Annotated in this window: 19 protein-coding genes; 18 read left to right on the top strand and 1 reads right to left on the bottom strand. The window is 36.1% G+C overall.

The window, feature by feature from the left end; all coding sequences use genetic code 11:
• Window positions 1-65: 65 nt before the first annotated feature.
• The 3 genes from rnr to LLA01S_RS05360 all read left to right on the top strand — a co-directional run bounded on the left by rnr (window position 66) and on the right by LLA01S_RS05360 (window position 4,261).
• Window positions 66-2,519: a ribonuclease R gene (gene rnr, locus LLA01S_RS05370; protein WP_061777953.1), complete on the top strand. Its 2,454-nt coding sequence runs from the start codon at window positions 66-68 to the stop codon at window positions 2,517-2,519.
• Between the two features lie 18 nt (window positions 2,520-2,537).
• Window positions 2,538-3,125 carry an isochorismatase family protein gene (locus LLA01S_RS05365; protein WP_041168338.1) on the top strand — a complete coding sequence of 196 codons (588 nt, stop codon included), beginning with the start codon at window positions 2,538-2,540 and terminating at the stop codon, window positions 3,123-3,125.
• Between the two features lie 77 nt (window positions 3,126-3,202).
• A complete protein-coding gene (locus tag LLA01S_RS05360; RefSeq protein ID WP_032949927.1) occupies window positions 3,203-4,261 on the top strand; it encodes an exonuclease/endonuclease/phosphatase family protein in 1,059 nt (352 codons plus the stop codon).
• A gap of 23 nt (window positions 4,262-4,284) precedes the next feature.
• Here the strand turns inward: LLA01S_RS05360 and LLA01S_RS05355 are convergent, their stop codons facing one another.
• Window positions 4,285-5,226, bottom strand: a complete 942-nt coding sequence (locus LLA01S_RS05355) for a UbiA family prenyltransferase (RefSeq protein WP_015082316.1) — start codon at window positions 5,224-5,226, stop codon at window positions 4,285-4,287.
• Window positions 5,227-5,379: 153 nt separating this feature from the next.
• Between LLA01S_RS05355 and LLA01S_RS05350 the strand changes: the two genes are divergently transcribed.
• The 15 genes from LLA01S_RS05350 (at window position 5,380) to LLA01S_RS05280 (ending at window position 22,128) form a co-directional block, all read left to right on the top strand.
• A complete protein-coding gene (locus LLA01S_RS05350; protein ID WP_011675898.1) occupies window positions 5,380-5,643 on the top strand; it encodes an ACT domain-containing protein in 264 nt (87 codons plus the stop codon).
• Window positions 5,644-5,759: 116 nt separating this feature from the next.
• A complete protein-coding gene (locus tag LLA01S_RS05345; protein WP_011675899.1) occupies window positions 5,760-7,097 on the top strand; it encodes a PFL family protein in 1,338 nt (445 codons plus the stop codon).
• 95 nt (window positions 7,098-7,192) lie between these two features.
• Window positions 7,193-7,672 carry a DUF8821 family protein gene (locus LLA01S_RS05340; protein WP_015082317.1) on the top strand — a complete coding sequence of 160 codons (480 nt, stop codon included), beginning with the start codon at window positions 7,193-7,195 and terminating at the stop codon, window positions 7,670-7,672.
• Between the two features lie 70 nt (window positions 7,673-7,742).
• On the top strand, window positions 7,743-8,438 hold the full coding sequence (locus tag LLA01S_RS05335; RefSeq protein WP_011675901.1) for a histidine phosphatase family protein: 696 nt from the start codon (window positions 7,743-7,745) through the stop codon (window positions 8,436-8,438).
• Window positions 8,435-9,181, top strand: a complete 747-nt coding sequence (locus LLA01S_RS05330) for a M15 family metallopeptidase (protein ID WP_061777952.1) — start codon at window positions 8,435-8,437, stop codon at window positions 9,179-9,181. Before LLA01S_RS05335 ends, LLA01S_RS05330 begins: the two co-directional genes overlap by 4 nt.
• A 14-nt stretch (window positions 9,182-9,195) precedes the next feature.
• The gene (locus LLA01S_RS05325) at window positions 9,196-9,600 is read left to right on the top strand and encodes a hypothetical protein (RefSeq protein WP_011675903.1); all 405 of its coding nucleotides are present in this window, start codon (window positions 9,196-9,198) and stop codon (window positions 9,598-9,600) included.
• 147 nt (window positions 9,601-9,747) lie between these two features.
• Window positions 9,748-10,791 carry a heat-inducible transcriptional repressor HrcA gene (hrcA, locus tag LLA01S_RS05320; RefSeq protein ID WP_011675904.1) on the top strand — a complete coding sequence of 348 codons (1,044 nt, stop codon included), beginning with the start codon at window positions 9,748-9,750 and terminating at the stop codon, window positions 10,789-10,791.
• 29 nt (window positions 10,792-10,820) lie between these two features.
• Window positions 10,821-11,360 (top strand): nucleotide exchange factor GrpE, encoded by a 540-nt coding sequence (grpE, locus tag LLA01S_RS05315; RefSeq protein WP_014572780.1) that lies wholly within the window; start codon window positions 10,821-10,823, stop codon window positions 11,358-11,360.
• Window positions 11,361-11,431: 71 nt separating this feature from the next.
• The gene (gene dnaK, locus LLA01S_RS05310) at window positions 11,432-13,255 is read left to right on the top strand and encodes a molecular chaperone DnaK (protein ID WP_061777951.1); all 1,824 of its coding nucleotides are present in this window, start codon (window positions 11,432-11,434) and stop codon (window positions 13,253-13,255) included.
• Window positions 13,256-13,417: 162 nt separating this feature from the next.
• The gene (locus LLA01S_RS05305; protein ID WP_061777950.1) at window positions 13,418-15,262 is read left to right on the top strand and encodes a 6-pyruvoyl-tetrahydropterin synthase-related protein; all 1,845 of its coding nucleotides are present in this window, start codon (window positions 13,418-13,420) and stop codon (window positions 15,260-15,262) included.
• 169 nt (window positions 15,263-15,431) lie between these two features.
• Window positions 15,432-17,195: an oleate hydratase gene (locus LLA01S_RS05300; RefSeq protein WP_061777949.1), complete on the top strand. Its 1,764-nt coding sequence runs from the start codon at window positions 15,432-15,434 to the stop codon at window positions 17,193-17,195.
• Between the two features lie 66 nt (window positions 17,196-17,261).
• Window positions 17,262-18,401 (top strand): amidohydrolase, encoded by a 1,140-nt coding sequence (locus LLA01S_RS05295; protein WP_032949940.1) that lies wholly within the window; start codon window positions 17,262-17,264, stop codon window positions 18,399-18,401.
• Window positions 18,402-18,522: 121 nt separating this feature from the next.
• A complete protein-coding gene (locus LLA01S_RS05290) occupies window positions 18,523-19,224 on the top strand; it encodes a DeoR/GlpR family DNA-binding transcription regulator (protein ID WP_061777948.1) in 702 nt (233 codons plus the stop codon).
• An 82-nt stretch (window positions 19,225-19,306) separates the two neighbouring features.
• Entirely contained in the window at window positions 19,307-20,224 is a 918-nt protein-coding gene (gene pfkB, locus LLA01S_RS05285; RefSeq protein WP_011675961.1) for a 1-phosphofructokinase, read from the top strand.
• Window positions 20,224-22,128: a PTS fructose transporter subunit IIABC gene (locus LLA01S_RS05280; protein WP_015082323.1), complete on the top strand. Its 1,905-nt coding sequence runs from the start codon at window positions 20,224-20,226 to the stop codon at window positions 22,126-22,128. The genes pfkB and LLA01S_RS05280 overlap by 1 nt, the downstream gene beginning before the upstream one ends.
• Window positions 22,129-22,157: the final 29 nt, after the last annotated feature.

Raw genomic sequence — 22,157 nt, 5'->3', positions numbered from 1 at the left:
TATAATAAGAAAGGGGCTTCTTGTCCGATTTTTGTGGTCAAGGAAGCTTACTTGAGAGAATAAAAATGAGTATTAGAGAAGTAATTATGGACTATCTTGAGAATAGTTCAAAAAAAGCTCTGTCAGTGGAAGAATTGTCAGTTGCTTTACATATGAATAAGGCCAAAGATTACAAAGTTTTTGTTAAAACTTTGGCTTCACTAGAAGCTGAACACTTGCTTCATTTTACTGCTAAAGGGAAAGTAGAATTAGCAGAACAAGAGGAAGCAAAAGTAGTTATCAGCGGGATTTTCCGAGCAAATGCGGCTGGATTTGGTTTTGTAAGTATTGATGCTGACGAACCAGACGTCTTTATTGGACGCGGGCAAACAGGTTTTGCACTTGATGGAGATGAGGTTTTTATTGAGATTGATAAGAATGCCAACTCCCTAAAAGGAACGGCTGCCGAGGGGCATGTTGTTGAAATTATCCGTCATGAGCTTCATCAAGTCGTTGGAACTTTTGTTGCTTTAAATGATGAAGAAAAAGAGCAAACTGGACTGATTGGTTTCGTTAAATCTAGAAATAAAAAAATCCCTTATCGGGTATATCTGGGTGATGAAGGACTCAAACCAGAAAATAAGGCAATTGTTCGTGTAGAAATCACACATTATCCTGATAAAGAATTTCCTCAAACCATGCAAGGACTGGTAACGGAAATTATTGGACAGGCAAATGACCAAGGGATAGATGTGTTAGAAGTTTTGACTTCAATGGATATTGTATCAGAGTTTCCAAAAGAAGTTTTGGATCAAGCTGATTCAGTGCCAGAAGAAGTGCCAGAAAGTGAAATTGCGGGTCGAGTTGATTATCGTAATGAAATTACGTTCACAATTGACGGAGCTGATGCCAAAGACCTTGATGATGCTGTCCATGCCAAACGTTTAGGAAATGGAAATTATGAATTAGGTGTTCATATTGCGGATGTTTCCCACTACGTAACGGAAAATTCACCTTTAGATAAAGAAGCTTACGAACGTGGAACATCGGTCTATGTTACTGACAGAGTGGTACCAATGTTGCCAGAGCGTTTATCAAATGGGATTTGTTCATTGAACCCACGTTTGAATCGCTTGACTCAATCCTGTGTGATGGAAATTAGCCCAGAAGGTCGAGTGGTTAATTATCAAATTTCACAATCAATTATTAAGACAACTGAAAGAATGACTTATGATGCGGTCAATCAAATGATTGCAGGAGCTAAAGACACGCTTGAAAAGTATGCTAAAATTGCTGATTCTGTGAAAATCATGGTTGAAATCCATCATATTTTAGAAGCGATGCGTAAACAACGTGGAGCCATTGATTTCGACACGGTAGAGGCAAAAATCATTGTAAATGAAAAAGGCTTACCTATTGAAATTAGAAAACGCAGTCGTGGCATTGCTGAACGAATGATTGAATCATTCATGCTCGAAGCCAATGAAACGGTGGCCACTCATTTTGAAGCACATGGCTTGCCATTTATTTATCGGATTCACGAGCAACCAAAAGCAGATAGATTACAAAGATTTATTGATTTTGCAGCAACTTTTGGAATGCAAATTGAAGGAACCTCAAACGGAATTGATCAAAAAGTTTTACAAGCCTTCATGAAAAAAATCAAGGGGCAACCTGGTGAAATGGTCTTGTCAACAATGCTATTGCGTAGTATGCAACAAGCTCGTTATTCAGAAAATAATGAGGGTCACTTTGGTTTAGCTGCCGAAAATTATACTCACTTTACCTCACCTATTCGTCGTTATCCTGATTTGTTGGTTCATCGTTTGATTCGTGAAATTGGTGCGGGTAAAATTCCAGCAAATCTTTTACAAAAATGGGAAGAAAAAATCCCAGAAATTGCGGAGCACTCTAGTCATCGCGAACGTCGAGCGGTTGATGCTGAACGTGAAGTTGAAAAAATGAAAAAAGCCGAGTTCATGGAAGAACATGTGGACGAAGAGTTTGAAGGAATTATTGCTTCAGTCACTCGTTTTGGTATGTTTATTGAACTTGAAAATACAATCGAAGGATTAGTTCATATTTCAACGTTGAAGGGTGATTATTTCACTTATCATGAGCGAATGTTAGCTTTGATTGGTGAAAGAACAGGATTGACTTTTAAAATTGGTCAACCAATTAAAATCAAAGTCGTCAAAGCGGATAAGATGACAGGCGAAATTGACTTTGAGTACCTTCCATCAGAATTAGATTTGATTGATAAATCGGCTAAAGCTAAGAAAAAGCCTGAATCTAAAGGTCGCAAAAAATCAAATCAATCCCTTAAAGTTAAATCTGTCGCACCAAAAGCTGCTGGTAAAGCTGGCAGTAAATCAAAAGAGGGTAGAAGTACTGATGAAAAACCTGAATTTGATAAGAAAAAGAAAAATTCAGACAAAAAACCTTTTTATAGCAAAGCTGCCAAAGGTAAATTTACTGACAAAAAAGAGAATGGCAAAAAATTTACTGATGGAATAAAAAAAGCACACAAAAGACCTTAAATTTTGAAAGAAGAAGAAATGAAAACTTTGAATTTAAATAAAACAGCATTAGTCATCATCGATTTGCAAAAAGGAATTGCTGGTCGTGAAGGTTTTGCTCCTTATTCTGCACAAGATGTGTTGGCCAAAAATAAAGAGCTCGTAACAAGTTTAAAAAATACAGAAGCTTTGATTGTTTTTGTTCATGTTAAAAATTATGGTGAAGAAGCTCTAAAACCAAAAACGGATAATCCCCCTCTTGCACATGGGCAAATACCAGCGGACTTCTCTGATTTTGTCATGCCAGAAGCTTACGATAAAGACTATGACAATGTTATCCATGTTGCTAAACACAACTGGGGGGCCTTTTATGGAACAGATTTAGATGTCCAATTGCGCCGCCGTGGAATTGAAGAAATTGTTCTGAGCGGAATTGCTACAACGATTGGTTGTGATACAACGGCTCGTGAAGCTTTCCAACATGGCTATCAAGTGATTGCCGTAGAAGATGCAATGACTGATTTTAATGGAAGTTTGCACAAGGGAATTGTGGACGGAATTTTCACTAGACTTGGACGAGTGCGTTCAACACAAGAAGTAGTAAAAATGATTGAAGAAAGTAAATAAGTTTAGGCCACCCAGTTTACTGACAGAGATTTTCGGAGTCTTTGTCAGTAAATTTCCTAAAATATTTAGTGAATAATATGAAAAATTGTTTGAAATTAATTGGAAAAATTATTGTCAGCATTATTTTAGTTTTTGCTGTCATCATCGGCTCATACGTTATTTATGTCTATGCTCAATATCATCGTCTGCCAAATGATATCAAGCAAAGTATCAAAAATCCGCAAACTCAACAAGTTGAATTGGGAAAAACCTATAAAATGATGACATTTAATATTGGTTATGGTTCCTACCCACCTTCTTTTAATTTTTTCATGGATGGTGGAGATGATGTGCATGCTTACAGCAAATCTGCTGTCAAGTCTGCGATTCAAGAAGATATTAGACTTATTAAAAAAGAAAATCCTGATTTCGGAAATATTCAAGAAATTGATTGGCAAGGAGACCGAAGTCAGCAGGTGAATGAACCTCAGTTGGTACGCGCAGGTCTTCCTGATTATAGTAGTGTATTAACGCAAAACTATGACTCTGCTTATCTATTTTATCCCGTGACAAAACCAATTGGAAAAGCCAAATCTGGCATTATGACTTATTCTAAATATGAAATTGAAAATTCAACCAGATATAAGTTACCAATCGAAACCAACTTTAATAAATTTTTTGATTTAGACCGGGCATTTTCTGTCAGCCTTTTGCCTATCAAAAATTCGGATAAAAAGTTTGTAATTTTTAATACTCACTTATCAGCATTTATCACAGACCAAAAAATTCAAAAGCAACAATTAGTGACACTCTTTGATGCGATGAAAAAGTATGTCAATAAAGGGGATTATGTGATTTGTGGAGCAGACTATAATCATGCCCTAGCTGGTAAAGCTCATCCAGAATTGACTTGGATGAAGGAGTTTCCAACGGAGAATTTGACTAAAGGAATGCGAGTAGTTGCACCAACTAATGCACCAACCGTGCGCTCACTTGATTTTGCTTATCATCAAAAAAATCCCAAAAATACTTTTGGAATTATTGACGGATTTCTTATTTCAAATAATATAAAAGACTTAAAAATACAAACCATTGATAATCAATTTAAATCGTCAGACCATCAACCAGTTCTCATGGACTTTTCTTTAGAAAAATAAAAAGCGCTTAGCGCTTTTTTTGTTTATCTAAAAATGATACCTAGTAAAAGAGTGATAGCAAGTGAGGCATTAAATAGCATAAGATTGTTAATCTGTAAATGGAAAGTTTCTGATTTACTTTGCTTTGCCCTGAATTTTTGAATATTAGGAATAACTCTAACTGAAATGATTAGCATGAGTAGTGACCAAATGGGTAAAATTTTGAGACAAATAGCAAGTAGAATACAGAGCCCGGCAAAAAGATAAAGTCCAGTAAATATTTTTAAACTCAGTGGAATTTTTAAATAATAAGGAAGGGTATAACGCTCGTTACGAATGTCTTGGTCTAAATCGCAAATATTGTCAGAAAACATGATATTAAAATTTTGAACAAAACACATCAAGCCGACTAAAAGTATTGGGAGAAGAATTTTAAAATCCCAAGTCCAAGTCATGAGCCAGTTTTTGTCAAAGCTAATGAAAAAATATCCTTTGTCATAAGAATTAAGATAGACCGCAAGGAAAAATCCAAAGAATCCCTCACAAAGACCGGCTAAAAGTTCACCTAGAGGAAAGCGAGAGAAGGCAAAAGGACCATAGGTATAGAAAATAGCAATCAAAAAACAAAGGCCACCAATGGGAAGAACAGCAAGATTAGTCATGAAAAGAACAACTAGTCCAACAATTACATCAACAACTAAGAAAGACAAGCATATTTTTAAAGCAAGTTTAGGATTAATTGATTTGGCAACGATAATATTCCATTTTTTATATTCAGGGTCAAGAGCTTTTTGATAATCCATTAAATTATTCCAAGCAGAGACAAAAAGATTAATACTAGCTAAACCGATAAAAAAGAAAAAGGTGGGCCAAAAGTGGAAGCTTTTAAAATACCAAAGAGCAAAAAGACAGCCAGCAATTGGTGAGAGCAAAGCCGCTGGTAAAGTTTGAATACGTGTAAAATTAAAGAAAGTTTTTAAAGTCATGATAAGCTGATTATAGCAAAATAGGGGAGATAAAACATAATTCAAATGTACTGACAAAGCTGTCTAAAAAACTTTATTTACTTGACAAGAAAATTGACTGAAAATTTAAATAAAAATGTTATAATAGTATAAAAATTTGAATGGAGAAACAAAATGCGCGCAGTTGTAACAGTAGTCGGAGCAGATAAAATCGGTATTGTCGCTGGAGTCACAGCGACATTATCAGAATTAGAAGCAAATATCATTGAGATTTCACAAACTTTGATGAGTGGAGCTTTTACCATGATGATGGTTGTTGAAACTAGAAACAGTGATTTTTCAGCTTTTCAAGCTGAACTTTCAAGAAAAGGTGAAGCACTTGGCGTTAATATTCATGTTCAAAATGAAGCTATTTTTAACGCGATGCACAAATTGTAATTGACTGACAGAAAAAATTAGTCGACGAATTACTTTTATTATTAAGCATTTTTACTGACAGAGATTAAAAATATTTCTGTCAGTAATATTTTAACCAAAACTAAGGAAATCAAATAATGGACATCCAAAATATCAAAGAAACAATTGCGATGATTGAAGAACAAAATTTCGATATTCGCACAATAACAATGGGAATCAGTCTTCTTGATTGTATTGATGCTGATATTGACAAAGCCGCTGAAAAAATCTATCAAAAAATTGTCAATAAAGCAGGTAAACTTGTCGAAGTCGGCAATGAGATTGGGCACGAACTCGGAATTAAGATTGTGAACAAACGAGTTTCGGTAACGCCAATCGCAATTATTGGTGCAGCAACGGCTGCTGATGATTATACTCCGCTTGCCCTGGCTATGGACCGCGCAGCAAAAGAAATAGGTATTGATTTTATCGGTGGCTATTCGGCACTGGTGCAAAAAGGATATCAAAAAGGGGATGAGATTTTGATTAAATCTATGCCTAAAGCCCTAGCAGCAACTGAGCGCGTATGTGCATCAGTAAATGTCGGTTCAACTAAGAGCGGAATTAATATGACAGCAGTTCGAGATATGGGTGAAACTATCAAAATTATGTCCAAAGGGGACAAATGGCTCAATGCTAAACTTGTCGTTTTTGCTAATGCTGTAGAAGATAATCCCTTTATGGCAGGGGCTTTTCATGGTGTAGGTGAAGCGGATACGATTATCAATGTTGGGGTTTCAGGGCCAGGTGTTGTTAAACGTGCCCTCGAAAAAGTTCGTGGCGAATCTTTTGATATCTTAGCTGAAACTATCAAGAAAACAGCATTTAAAATTACGAGAATTGGTCAACTGGTTGGACAAATGGCTTCTGAAAGACTGAATGTTGAATTTGGAATTGTTGATTTATCACTCGCACCTACACCGGCAATTGGGGATTCAGTTGCGCGTGTCTTGGAAGAAATGGGCTTAGAAACTGTTGGAACTCATGGAACAACAGCCGCACTTGCCATGCTTAATGATGCCGTGAAAAAAGGCGGAGTCATGGCAGCTGAACGTGTTGGAGGACTTTCAGGAGCCTTTATTCCAGTTTCGGAAGACGAAGGAATGATAGCAGCCGTGAACTCTGGAGCGTTAAATATCGAAAAATTAGAAGCGATGACTTGCGTTTGCTCAGTTGGGCTGGACATGATTGCGATTCCTGAAGAAACACCAGCCTCTACCATTGCAGCTATGATTGCTGATGAAGCGGCGATTGGTGTCATTAATCAAAAAACAACTGCTGTTCGTATTATCCCAATGGGTAAAGAAGGAGAGCAAATTGAATTCGGAGGTCTCTTTGGTGTGGCCCCGGTCATGCGTGTCAACAAGGCATCATCAGCAGATTTTATTGCTCGTGGTGGACAAATTCCAGCGCCAATTCACTCATTTAAAAACTAAAATTGACTTCAACGTCAATTTTTAATATTTTAAAAAAATGAAGAGCGCTTCCAAAAATGATATAATGATAGAAGTGGAAAAACGGAGGTTATTATATGGCTTACAAAGTAAATTTTAAAGAAGTAGAAACGGTCGGACTAGAAAGTTCTCCTGTAGCAGAGGCTTTAGCAGGTTTACGGGCTAATGAAGCACGATATTTTTGGAATAAATATAAATTTGAATATCTGACTTATCCAGCTAGTGAAAAGCAGGAAGAAGTTGCTTTGTTTGAGCAGATTTTACTTGAAGAACGCGATTTGAAATTTTCGGCAAAACTGCTTGAAGTGGCTATTTATGAAAGTGATGAACTCTACTGGCCAGAATTTTATTATGAAGATGGAATGGTTTTAAATCTGCTTTATGAAAAGGTCGGTCAGGAAGGCAAGAAACCGAAACGTGCGGTCGGCATTAAATTTTCCGTTGGGATGGAAATCCCTAAAGAACTTGAAGGAAAGTTTAAATTTGCGCGCCAACGCTCAAAATTAGCAGGTGAAGTGCGTGGCTCATTTTTCACAGTTAAGCAAGAATGGCTTTAAATGTACAAATAGAAAAAAGATATCGTAAAGCTTTTTTATTAAAATCAAATCATTAAAAAGGGGAGTAGTGATGGTAAATATTTATTTGGTTCGACATGGGAAGACAATGTTCAATACAATTGGACGAGCGCAAGGTTGGTCTGATACACCTTTGACAGAAGCTGGAGAACAAGGAATTATTGAACTTGGCTTAGGCTTTAAAGAAAAAGGAATTAAATTTGATCGGGCATATTCGTCTGATTCTGGCCGAACAATTCAAACAATGGGCTTTATCTTAGCTAATTCTGATAACGAAGGAATTCCTTATACTTACGATAAAAGAATCCGAGAATGGTGTTTTGGATCGTTTGACGGAGGCTATGATGGCGAATTGTTTGATGGAGTTTTACCAAGAATATTTACCGAAACTGGGAATAATCATACTGATGAATTTCCGCCTGATGAAGTGATTGCTAATGCAATTTTTGAAGTTGATACGGCAGGCTGGGCTGAACCATGGGAAAAACTTTCAGGTCGTATCATGGATGGTTTTACAGACATTGCTAAAGAATCTGAATCAAAAGGAGCCAAAAATATTGTTGTTGTCAGCCATGGTATGACCATTGGAACTTTTGTAAAATTGGCTCAACCCGAACTTCCTCGTCCGCATGGTCTTGATAATGGTTCTGTTACTCATTTGACTTTTGAAGACGGAAAATTCACTATCGGAAAAGTTGGGGACATGTCTTATCGAGAAATAGGAAGTGAAAAGTTAGCTAAAAAATGAAAAAAAGAATTACTTTTAGTTTAATTGTGCTTGTTCTTTTAATCGTCGGAGCTTTGGGATTTATATTAATCACAAACAATAGGTCGAATTCAACCAATGAATCAACAAAAAAAACAAGTATTTCATCATCTAAAGAAGTGGCAAAGAAAAAAGACTTACCAGATTCAAAAAGGTCTGACTGGGATTTAGTTTTAGTCAGCCGAGCATCTCCTAAACCTGAAATGAACCCAACATTAGCCACTGTTAATGGGATTCAAGTTGACCAACGGATTGCACCAGCAGTTCAACAATTTTTGGCTGCGGCCCAAGAAATTTCACCAGCGGAGCATCTTATTTCAGGTTATCGGTCAGTTTCATACCAAGAAGGACTCTATCAATCTTATGTTCAAGCAGAAATGAATGGTCAAGGAACGGTCAATAGTACAGGGAATCCTATTTCTGAGGAAGAAGCAATAAAAGATGTACAAACTTATTCTCAACCACCAGGAAGTTCAGAGCATCAAACTGGTCTTGCAATTGATATGAGTAATATTGATAGCCTGAATGAAAGCCAATATGCCAAACAAGTTGCGGCGATTGCTCCCAAATATGGTTTTATGCTTAGCTTTCCAGATGGTAAAAAAGCAGTCACTGGAATTGGTTATGAAGATTGGCATTTCCGCTATGTTGGTTTAGAAAATGCCAAATACATGACTGAGCACCAATTGACGTTGGAAGAGTATCTTAAATTATTACCAGCTTAAAGGAAATTAGGAACATGTTAAATCGAACTAGACTTTTACTTTATGTGAACGTTGCTCTCTTTATTTACAGCCTGTCAGAAATGATTAAAATCCTTCTTGTTCATAATAATTTCTTTAGTCAATTTTTTAATAATCTCTCTAGTAACCTCAAATCTTTAACGGATAAGATTTCGTCAGCAATTACAAGTTGGCAAAGTATTATCTATTTATTGATTTTTGTCTTATTAATCTTTTTGTTATTAAAATTTTGGCGTGTGACTTTTATTCTTTTAGAGATTATTATGGCACTTTTAATTATTGACTATGTTTTGCTTTTTGTTCAACATCAAGTTGGATTTGAAAATCTTTTTATTATTGCTGTAATGGTAGTTACACTAATGAATATCTGGCAGACATCCAAAGATTCTAATCTTTTATAACAGAAATTAGCACTCTAATAAAAAGAGTGCTAATTTTTATGTCTTTTTTCTTGACAAGGTATAAACAAAGGGTTATAATAAACTTGTTAGCACTTAGAGGTAAAGAGTGCTAAAAGAAAAAACTTAGAGATAAAGAAAGGAGCAGCTATGATTACAGAACGTCAAAGACAAATTTTAAATTTGATTGTTTCACTTTATGCTAAGGACCATACACCAATCGGTTCAAAATCGCTCCTTGATAGTATCCAAGCCTCTAGCGCAACCATTCGAAATGATATGAAAGCTTTGGAAAGGCTGGGTTTGATTCAAAAGGAACATACCTCAAGTGGACGCATTCCGAGCGTTTCGGGCTATAAGTATTTTGTGGAAAATGTCATCCAGTTAGAAGAGTTCAGTCAAAATGACTTGTTCAAAGTGATGAAAGCTTTTGATGGCGATTTTTATCGCTTGTCCGATTTGTTTAAAACTGCGGCTAAAAGCTTATCAGAACTAACAGGATTGACGAGTTTTGTTCTTAATGCTCCGCAACGTGACCAACAATTAGTCTCATTTGAAATGGTTATACTTGATAATCACTCGGTGCTCTCGGTCATTACTTTGGGAACTGGTGAGGTAAGAACAAATCAATTTATTTTACCAAAATCAATGACAGAAGCAGATTTAGCTGTTTTTAGCAACTTGGTTAAGGAACGATTAGTCGGTAAAAAAGTGATTGATATTCACTATACGTTACGCACTGAAATTCCACAAATTGTTCAACGCTATTTTAAGGTCACGAGTGAAGTTTTACAACTCTTTGAATCAATCTTTGATGATTTATTCAAAGAACATCTGACAGTCGCTGGTCGTAAAAATATTTTTGACTATGCGACGGATAATCTTGCAGAGCTCTATAAACTCTTTAGTGATGATGAGCGAATGCTTCATGAAATTCGCGAGATTACAAATAATGATGAAATGAGAGCTGTTAAATTTGATAATGATGAAAAATTTATGAAAAATTTAACAATTATCTCGCAAAAATTTGTCATTCCTTATCGTGGATTTGGTACATTGACAGTTGTAGGACCTGTAGAAATGGATTATCAAAGAACTTTATCAGTTCTTGATTTAGTTGCTAAAGTTCTAACAATGAAATTAAGTGATTATTATCGTTACCTTGATGGTAACCATTATGAAATTAGTAAATGATTAAAAAGTTATTTAAAAAAGGAGGGCCTATGTCCGAAGAAACTAAAGAAGAAATCAAAAACGAAAAAGTTGATGAAGAAGTGACTGAGGAGTTAACAGAAGAAGCGCTTGAAGATATCGTTGAAGAAGAAATCAATGAACTTGATGAAGCGCAAAAGTTAGCAACTAAGTGGGAAAATAAATTCCTTCGTGTTTCTGCTGAAATGCAAAATGTGCAACGTCGCGGAAATGAAGAACGTTTACAACTTGTCAAGTATCGCTCGCAAGATTTAGCAAAAAAAATCTTGTCTTCATTAGATAATCTTGAACGTGCACTTGCTGTTGAAGGTTTGACAGATGATGTTAAAAAAGGGCTTGAAATGGTACAAGAAAGTTTAATTTCAGCCCTTAAAGAAGAAGGGGTTGAAGAAGTTTCTTATGAAAGTTTTGACCATAACCTTCACATGGCTGTTCAAACTGTTCCAGCTGATGACGAACATCCAGCTGACAGCATTGTGCAAGTCTTCCAAAAAGGCTACCAACTTCACGAACGTTTACTACGTCCTGCAATGGTTGTTGTAGCACAATAATTTAATAAAAAATATTGACCGCAAAGTCTTTAAACTATTCATAAGTAAAAGAAATAAAGGAGATTTAAAATATGTCTAAAATTATCGGTATTGACCTTGGTACAACTAACTCAGCAGTCGCAGTTCTTGAAGGAACTGAATCAAAAATTATTCCAAATCCTGAAGGAAATCGCACAACTCCATCAGTAGTTGCATTTAAAAATGGTGAAATCATCGTTGGTGATGCTGCAAAACGTCAAGCAGTAACAAATCCAGAAACAATCATTTCTATCAAATCAAAAATGGGAACATCTGAAAAAGTTTCTGCAAATGGTAAAGAATATACACCACAAGAAATTTCAGCAATGATTCTTCAAAACTTGAAAGCAACTGCTGAAAGCTACCTTGGCGAAAAAGTTGAAAAAGCAGTTATCACTGTTCCTGCTTACTTCAATGACGCTCAACGTCAAGCAACTAAAGATGCTGGTAAAATTGCTGGTCTTGAAGTAGAACGTATCGTTAACGAACCAACTGCCGCAGCTCTTGCTTATGGTCTTGATAAAACAGATAAAGATGAAAAAATCCTTGTCTTTGACCTTGGTGGTGGGACATTCGACGTTTCAATCCTTGAACTTGGCGATGGTGTCTTTGATGTTCTTGCAACTGCTGGTAACAACAAACTTGGTGGTGATGACTTTGACCAAAAAATCATTGACTGGATGGTTGCCGAATTCAAGAAAGAAAACGGAATTGACCTTGGCCAAGACAAAATGGCTTTGCAACGTTTGAAAGATGCTGCTGAAAAAGCCAAAAAAGACCTTTCAGGTGTAACAACAACTCAAATCAGCTTACCATTTATCACAGCAGGAGCTGCCGGACCTCTTCACTTGGAAATGGCTTTAACTCGTGCTAAATTTGATGAATTGACACATGACCTTGTTGAAGCGACACGTCAACCAGTTCGTCAAGCCCTTTCTGATGCTGGTTTGTCAACTTCTGATATTGATGAAGTCCTCTTAGTTGGTGGTTCAACTCGTATTCCTGCAGTTGTTGAACTTGTTCGTCATGAAACAAACAAAGAACCAAATAAATCAGTTAACCCTGATGAAGTTGTTGCTATGGGTGCCGCGATTCAAGGTGGTGTCATCACTGGTGACGTTAAAGACGTTGTCCTTCTTGATGTTACTCCATTGTCACTTGGTATTGAAACAATGGGTGGAGTCTTCACAAAATTGATTGACCGTAACACAACTATCCCAACTTCTAAATCACAAGTCTTCTCAACTGCCGCTGATAATCAACCAGCTGTTGATATTCACGTCCTCCAAGGTGAACGTCCAATGGCTGCTGATAACAAAACTTTGGGTCGTTTCCAATTGACAGATATCCCTGCAGCACCACGTGGTATCCCACAAATCGAAGTAACATTTGATATTGATAAAAATGGTATTGTTTCTGTTAAAGCTAAAGACCTCGGCACACAAAAAGAACAAACAATTGTTATCAAATCAAACTCAGGTCTTTCTGATGAAGAGATTGATAAAATGATCAAAGATGCTGAAGCAAATGCCGATGCTGATGCAAAACGTAAAGAAGAAGTTGATACACGTAACGAAGCTGACGCTTTAGTTTTCCAAACTGAAAAAACTTTGAAAGACCTTGAAGGAAAAGTTGAAGAAGCTGAAGTTAAAAAAGCCGAAGACGCTAAAGAAGAACTCAAAAAAGCGCTTGAAGGTGAAGATATTGATGATATCAAAGCTAAATCAGAAGCACTTTCTGAAATCGCTCAAAATCTTGCTGTAAAACTTTATGAACAAGCAAATGCAGCTCAAGGAGAAGCGGGTGAAGCAACAGATGCTCAAGAAGGACCAAAAGATGCTAATACATTTGATGGCGACTTTGAAGAAAGCAAATAATATTTTAAAAAAGTACTGATCGTTTCGTCAGTACTTTTTTATGTTTAAAAGGATTCACTGACAAGCTGTCAGTGGATTTTTTGTTTATTTTGACATAGGGACGAATTGAGTAATATGATATAATTGGACAAGATTAGGATTAAATTTTAGGAGAAATAATAGATGGAAAGATTAGAAAAAAGAGGGCAAGGATTAGAGAATTTCAAAAAATACAATTTTGTATTTTATATCATTATTCTTTTTATTACTATATTAGCAACCTTCCCTTTTTATAGAGGAAATTTTCATGCTGGAAATGATTTTGCATTTAATTATGCAAGGGTGATGTCAACAATTAGTGCATTAAAAGATGGACAAGTAATTCCGCAATTTGATCCAAATGCTTTAAGTGGTTTTGGATATGCCTGGAATGAATTTTATGGTCCACTTCCAACTTATTTTATTTCTGTCATTAAATTTATTGTTAAATCATGGTCACTATCCTTTGCCCTTTTTTATAGTTTATGCCTTTTTATATCAGGTGTTTTAATTTTTAATTTTTCGAGTTTTCTATTAAAAGACCATACTAATAGTAAATTATTTGGCTTATTGGCAGTTGCCCTTTTTACATTTTCGAATTCAACATATATCAATCTTTATTATTATGCCAACCCTAGCCAACCTCTTGCTCTTTTAGTTGTAATCCTCTTGTTTTGGGGAATGACCAAAATGTTTAATAAACGGAGCTTTGCTGCCTTTTTAATGGTAGCTTTTGGGGCAGCAGGCTTACCTCTTTCACATACAGTGACCACGATTTGTACTCTTCCCTTTGTATTATTATATCTTCTCTTTTTGCTAATAAAAAAAGGGAATTTGAAAGAAAAAATAAAAATCATTGGTCTGGGATTTCTGTCAGTGATTTCGGCAATTGGGCTGTCAGCATTTTTCTTATTTCCTTTATTGGAGAATTTGACATCTGGAATCTATAACGTTTCTAATTCAGATTTTTCTCGTAGTTTTGGTTGGAATAATATTGCTTATTTTCAAGGGAAATGGGAGCCACTTTATAAAATTGAATTTTCATATTATAAATTTCCTTCTCTTCTATTTGTTTTTATTGTACTATTTATTTTTATTTTTTCTCTGATAAATTTCAAGAAAACTAATGCAAAGTATAGCTTGATTTTTTCCTGTTTTTCATTAGTCTTGGTTTTGATGCAACTTCCGATATTTCCTTGGAAACTATTTTCTGTTTTTACGATTGTTCAAGATCCAGCAAGGTTTTCAACTCTTTTTGGACTATTTTCTGCTCTCAGCCTCGTATTAATATTGCCCATCTTATTGGACAAAATTTCAGGAAAAACTTCTTATTATCTGACAATCAGTTTATTAGTCATTTTTTCAATACTAGGGTTTACTGAATTTAGAAATCGAATCCAAAAAGGTTCTCAACCATTATTTGCTTCTGCTCAAAGTTTATTAAATAAAACTCCCTTTAATTATATGGAAAACCCGGATTCTATTGCCATTGGTGAATATTTACCCCAAGTTATTGGAAGCCATAATCAACCTTATGAAAATACGATTCAACAATTTTATAAAGATAAGAATGTCTATGGAATGCGCAATCAAGCGATGACATATTTGAGTCAAAGAGGAAAACTCCCAGAGGGGCTTGCAAAAAGCATTCAGATATCAGACTATAGTAAAAAAGGCTCACATGTCACTTTTACAGCGACTACTGGTTCAAAAAGTGCTGGTGTTGAAATACCAGAAATTTATTACAAAGGATTTATCGCCTTTACGAAAGAGGAAAATAAAAAAATAAAGCTCACAAGCCAAATTTCTAAAAATGGATTTCTAGAAATAAAAGTCCCCGCAAAGTTTTCGGGGAAAATTTATTCCTGCTTTGCAATGAGTTCAGCAACAAAATATGGCGGACTTTTATCACTTTTGACATTTGTTAGCCTGCTGATAATTCTTAGCACTAAAACTTTCAGAAAAAGTAAATTATCCAAAGATAAATAATAAGAAAATGGACAAAATGGACAAGGTGTCCAAGAAACGTTTCAGATTCTTGCAATCGTTTTACTCTTGTACTATGATGAAATTAGTAAGAGATTGGAGGAGAATTAAAAAAGAAAGGCTAAAATTTTAGCCGAAATATGTTGTTTAGAATTCGAGGAGGTTAATTATTATGCGTTATACAAATGGAAATTATGAAGCTTTCGTTCACCCAAGAAAACCAGAAAATGTTGATGGAAAATCAGCTTATATCATTGGGGCAGGTCTTGCTGGCCTTGCAACAGCAGTATTTTTAATTCGTGACGGTCAAATGTCTGGTGACCGTATTCATATTTTAGAAGAATTACCTTTGTCAGGTGGCTCCTTAGACGGTTCATTTATTCCACATGATGGCTTTGTTGTACGTGGTGGTCGTGAAATGGAAAATCATTTTGAATGTCTTTGGGATTTATTCCGCTCAGTTCCATCTCTAGAAGTAGACAATGCGTCTGTTTTAGACGAATTTTATCGTATTGACCGTGATGACCCTAATTCATCTAATTGTCGGATTATTCATAATCGTGGTGAACGAGTGGATGATGATGGGAAATTTATATTAAGTCCGAAGGCCCGAGAAGAAATTGTCAAATTATTTATGACAAAAGAAGAATTACTTGTTGGCAAAACCATTGAAGATTGTTTTACTGACGAATTTTTCGAATCAAATTTCTGGCTTTACTGGTGCTCAATGTTTGCTTTTGAAAAATGGCATTCAGCCATTGAAATGCGTCGTTATATCATGAGATTTATTCATCATATTAAAGGATTGCCTGATTTTTCAGCTCTAAAATTCACGAAATATAATCAATATGAATCCCTTGTTAAACCATTACTTTCATATCTGAAAGAACATGGCGTCGATTTTAAATATGGTGCTCAAGTCGAAAATGTTGAAGTTGATTTTTCAAATGATAAAAAAGTCGCTAAGTCCATTATTTATGCTGACAAAAAAACAATAGAACTGACAGAAAATGACTTGGTTTTCGTTACAAATGGTTCAATTACTGAAAGTTCAACACAAGGTTCGCCAACACATGCTGCACCAAAAACAAATGAATTAGGTGGCTCTTGGAAACTTTGGCAAAATTTGGCTAAACAGTCAGAAGAATTCGGACATCCAGATGTTTTTTGTAAGGATATTCCTAAAGAAGCTTGGGTTGTGTCAGCAACTGTTACTTGGAAAAATTTGAAAATCCAACCTTATTTTGAAAAATTAACACATCGTCAATTACGTTCAGGAAAAGTAGTGACAGGTGGTATCATTACTGTAAAAGATTCAAATTGGTTACTTTCATTTACAACACACCGCCAACCTCACTTTAAGGAACAAAATGACGAAGAATCAGTCACTTGGGTCTATGGTCTTCTTTCAAATACACCGGGGAATTATATCAAAAAACCTATTGAAGATTGTACAGGTGAAGAAATTACTCAAGAATTACTCTATCATTTAGGGATGCCAGAAGACGAGATTGAAGCATTTGTGAAAGAAAATACCAATACAATTCCAGTTTATATGCCTTTCATTACTTCATATTTCATGCTACGTGAACCCGGTGACCGCCCACTTGTTGTACCTGAACAATCAGTAAATTTAGCTTTTTTAGGTAATTTTGCTGAAACAGCCCGCGATACCGTTTTTACTACAGAATATTCAGTAAGAACAGCCATGGAAGCTGTATATCAATTATTGAATGTTGATCGAGGAATTCCCGAAGTTTATGCTTCAGCTTATGATCTGCGAAATTTGGCTGGTTCAGTCTACTATCTATCAGATAAACAAAAATTAGAAGATTTGGATTTGTCATTCATCAAGAAACAAGCTTTGAAAGTTGGTCTCAAAAAACTCAAAGGAACCTATCTTGAAGAGATTTTAGAAGAGGCTGGATTGATTTAAAATTTAAATGGGGTCAATAGAAATAGCGAAGTCTAATGCTTCGCTATTTTTGCTACAATTATTTTTATGATTAAAGAAAAATTATATAAGGAACTTGTTGAGATTCGTCATTACCTTCATGCTCACCCTGAAGTATCAGAAGAAGAATTCGAAACTACAAAGTTCATTCGTGAAAAATTATTAGACTGGGAAATCGAGATACTAGAAAGTAACCTAAAAACAGGACTTGTTGCCAAGATAGGTTCTGGAAAACCAGTGATTGCATTGAGAGCAGATATTGATGCCCTACCAATTTTAGAAGAAACAGGTCTTGAGTTTGAATCTAAAAATAAAGGAGCAATGCATGCTTGTGGTCATGATTTGCATATGACAAGTCTCCTTGGTGCAGCTCAATTATTAAAAAAACAGGAGCAGGAGTTAAAAGGGACAATAAAACTTATATTTCAACCTGCTGAAGAAATCGGTGAAGGGGCTAAGCAAGTTTTACAAACCGGTCTACTATCAGATGTACAAGCTTTTTTGGGTTATCATAATATGCCAACTTTACCAAGCGGACTCATTGGATTGCGCGAAGGAGGGGTCATGGCTGCAGTCGAACGATTCGAAATTATTGTTAAAGGACAAGGAAATCATGCAGCGTATCCTCAAGAAGGAAGAGACCCTATTTTAGCCAGCTCTGCAATTGTCCAAAATCTCCAACAAATTGTATCCAGAAATATTTCACCTCAAAAAACGGCGGTTGTCTCAATAACCCATATTGAATCGGGCAATACTTGGAATGTCTTACCCAATAATTCCAGATTAGAAGGGACAATAAGAATGTTTGAGAATGAAGTGCGGACTTTGACTAAAAGAAGGTTTAGCGAAATTATTGAAGCAACCGCAAAAGCTTATGATGTTCAAGTAGAAATTAAGTGGCTTATGGAAGCAGAACCGACCTTTAACGATTTTGAACTGACAGAACAAATCAGGAAGATAACAGAACAATGGTACGATAAAGTGATTTATCCTGAACCTTCGAGTGCTGGGGAAGATTTTGCTAATTATCAAAAACAAGCACCAAGTTTCTTTGCATTTATTGGTTCAAATGGACCAGAGGCTTCTGGACTTCACTTTCCTGATATGCTTGTCCAAGATGAAGCATTAAAAGTTGCTGTTGAATACTACATACAATCTGCTCAGCACTTACTCGAATATCTTAAATAAAGCCTTATTTTTGAACGGTTTTTTATTTTTGAACTTTTTTGAAAGAAAATGATAGTTAATGATTGATTTTGATAGGTAAAGGTGTTATAATAATTTTTGTAAACGAATTCAGGAGATGGAAATGTTAGCAAATGAAAGAAAAAAAAGGATTGTTTACTATCTAAAAATAAATAGGAGAGCAACAATAGAAGAACTTCTCACCCTGATGGATTGCTCTATTTCAACACTTAGGCGTGATTTGAATGAATTGGAGAAAGAAAAGAGTTTAAGGCGGGTCCATGGTGGAGCCGAACTTACACAGGATTTATCAGAAGAGTTAAGTATTTCTGAAAAAACGTCCAAAAACATTCAAGAAAAAGAAGAAATCGCGCAAATTGCCTTATCAAAAATTAAAGACGGAGATATTGTCTTTCTAGATGCTGGAACAACAACTGGTCTTTTAGCAGAACTTATCAATCAATCACATCTTTATCTAACGATTGTAACTAACTCTGTCACGCATTTAGCAAAATTGACAGATGGCCGATTGATTGTTTATTTACTCGGTGGTCGAGTGAAAAAAGTAACAGATGCAATCATTGGAAGTCAGGCCTTGGAACAACTATCTGCCTATCAATTTAATGTGGCCTTTGTGGGTGCGAACGGTTTTGATACCAAGCATGGCGCAATGACGCCAGACAATGAAGAAGCAGCAATTAAAGGATTAGCGGTTAAACAAAGTCAGAATGCTTATGTTTTGGCTGACTCTTCCAAATTAGGCCAAATGAGTTTCGTAAAATTTGCTAATTCTGAAGAGGTTGAATTAATTACCGAGAATAATTAGAGTATGTTTTTTATGAATAAAAGTGAAAAGTTTTCACTAAATGTTAATATTTCAAACTTACGTCTTAAATAAAAGGAGAACTATGATTTATACAGTAACACTCAATCCAGCGCTTGACTACTTCATGAACTATGAGTCTTTATCACTGGGTGAGGTTAACAGAACAGGAAAAACACAGATTTCAGCAGGTGGTAAAGGAATTATGGAAAGCCGCATGCTCAGTCTTCTAGGAGCCGAGAGTAAGGCTTTGGGATTTCTAGGTGGTTTTTCTGGTCAATATATTAAAGATTTTTTAAATGAGAATCAAATTGATTCAGATTTTACAGAAATAGCAGATTTGACTAGAATTAATGTGAAACTTAAGAGTCAAGAAAATGAAACCAGCCTAGATGCTACTGGACCGAAACTTGAAGAAAAAGAAATCAAGCATTTTCTTGAAAAATTTAATCATTTAACCCCAAATGATATTGTCGTTTTTGCGGGAACAATTCCTAAAACTTTAGGTGAAGATTTCTATGAGCGTTTGATTGAAAAAGTACAAGAGTGCGGGGCAACATTCGTTATGGATGTCGATGGTCAAAAACTACTTGATTCGCTCCCAGCACATCCCTTGCTTATCAAACCAAATCGTGAAGAATTAGAAGCGATTTTTGGGACAAGCTTTGAAAATAATGAGCAAATTATACCTTATGGTAAAAAACTATTAGACATGGGTGCTCAAAATGTTATTGTTTCAATGGCTGGAGATGGAGCACTCCTCTTTACGAATGAGAAAGTTTATTTTGCTCAAGGGATTAAGGGAGAATTAAGAAATTCTATTGGAGCCGGTGATTCGACTGTTGCAGGATTTTTGGCCGAATATAGTCAATCTAAAGATCCACTCTTAGCATTCAGACAAGCGATTGCTTGTGGAACTTCAAAGGCATTCTCAGATGATATGCCAAGCCGAGCATTTTTGGAAGATATTTATAAAAAAGTTAATATTTCAGAGGTGAAATGATGGAAATTAAAGATTTATTAAAAACAGAGGTTATGATTCTTGACCTCCAAGCAACTAGCAAAGAAGCTGTTATTGATGAAATGGTCAATAAATTAGTTTCTGAAGGTTATGTCAGTGATTTTGCAACTTTTAAAGCAGGAATTATGGCACGTGAAGCGCAAACTTCAACTGGACTTGGTGACGGGATTGCCATGCCTCACAGTAAAAATACCGCTGTTAATGAACCGGTTGTTCTATTTGCAAAATCAAAAACTGGTGTTGATTACGCGGCATTAGATGGTCAACCTGTCAATCTTTTCTTTATGATTGCAGCCCCAGATGGTGCTAATGATACTCACTTAGAAGCTTTGGCACAACTTTCCACTTATCTTCTTAAAGACGGTTTCCAAGACCGTTTGAGAAAAGTTGAATACCCACGCGAAGTCATTCAACTCTTTTCTGAAAAACAAGAAGAAGTTGCAACTCTTGAAAATGCTGAACATTACATTGTAGCTGTAACAGCATGTACAACAGGAATTGCCCATACTTACATGGCTGAAGAAGCACTTAAAAAACAAGCCTTGGAAATGGGTGTTGGTATAAAGGTTGAAACCAATGGTGCGCGTGGAATTGATAATAAATTAACTTCAGCTGATATTCAAAAAGCTGATGCTGTTATCGTAGCTGCGGACAAAAAAGTCGAAATGAATCGTTTTGCTGGTAAAGAAATGGTTCAAGTTCCAGTTGCACACGCCATTCGAGATACGGAAGAATTAATTAATCGTGCACTTTCAGGAAATGCACCAATCTATGAAGCAGATGGAACGGATGAAGTAAAAGAAGAATCATCTGGTGGCTTAGGTAAAGCTTTCTATAAACACTTAATGGGTGGTGTTTCTGCAATGCTTCCATTCGTTGTCGGAGGTGGGATTCTTATCGCTCTTGCTTTCTTGATTGACCAAGCGATGGGAGTTCCTCAAAGTCAATTGGCCAACCTTGGAGTCTATCATCCTTTAGCTGCTTACTTTAAAAATGTTGGGGGCGCGGCTTTTGCCTTTATGTTACCTGTTTTAGCCGGTTTCATTGCAAACTCAATCGCTGATAAGCCTGGTTTAGTTGCTGGTTTTGTCGCTGGTTCGATGGCATCATCTGGTTTGGCCTTTGGTCATTTAGACCCTGCTAAAATGATTCCGTCAGGTTTCTTAGGCGCCTTGGTTGGTGGTTTCCTTGCCGGTGGAGTAATTATTCTTCTTCGTAAAGTCTTCGCAAAACTTCCACGTTCACTTGATGGGATTAAAGCTATCTTGATTTATCCATTAGTTGGAACATTTATCACAGGTTTCCTAATGCTCTTTGTCAATATCCCAATGGCTGCAATTAATACCGGACTTTCTAACTTTTTAGCAAGCTTATCAGGAGCATCTGCCCTTGTTCTTGGTCTAGTTGTTGGTGGAATGATGGCTATTGACCTTGGTGGTCCAATCAACAAAGCTGCTTATATCTTTGCAACTGGTACTTTAGCAGCAACAGTTTCAACTGGTGGTTCAGTAACAATGGCAGCAGTTATGGCTGGTGGGATGGTTCCACCACTCGCAACTACAGTAGCTGTTATCTTGTTCAAAAATAAATTTACCAAAGAAGAACGTAATGCTGGTTTGACAAACATTGTGATGGGGCTTTCATTCATCACTGAAGGGTCAATTCCATTTGGCGCAGCCGACCCAGCACGCGCAATTCCATCATTTATGATTGGAGCAGCAGTAGCCGGTGGTTTGACTGGTATGGCCAATATTAAATTGATGGCACCACATGGTGGAGTCTTCGTACTTGCTTTGACTAATAACCCGTTACTTTATCTCTTGTTCATCTTGATTGGAGCAATTGTTTCAGGCCTATTATTTGGAGCTTTGAAAAAAGCTAAATAAAATTTAATAAAATGAAAGAAGCGGATAAT

Origin of the sequence: Lactococcus cremoris subsp. cremoris NBRC 100676 (assembly GCF_001591705.1) — a bacterium.
Taxonomy (GTDB): Bacteria; Bacillota; Bacilli; order Lactobacillales; family Streptococcaceae; genus Lactococcus; species Lactococcus cremoris.
This window is presented reverse-complemented; position numbering and strand designations above follow the sequence as displayed.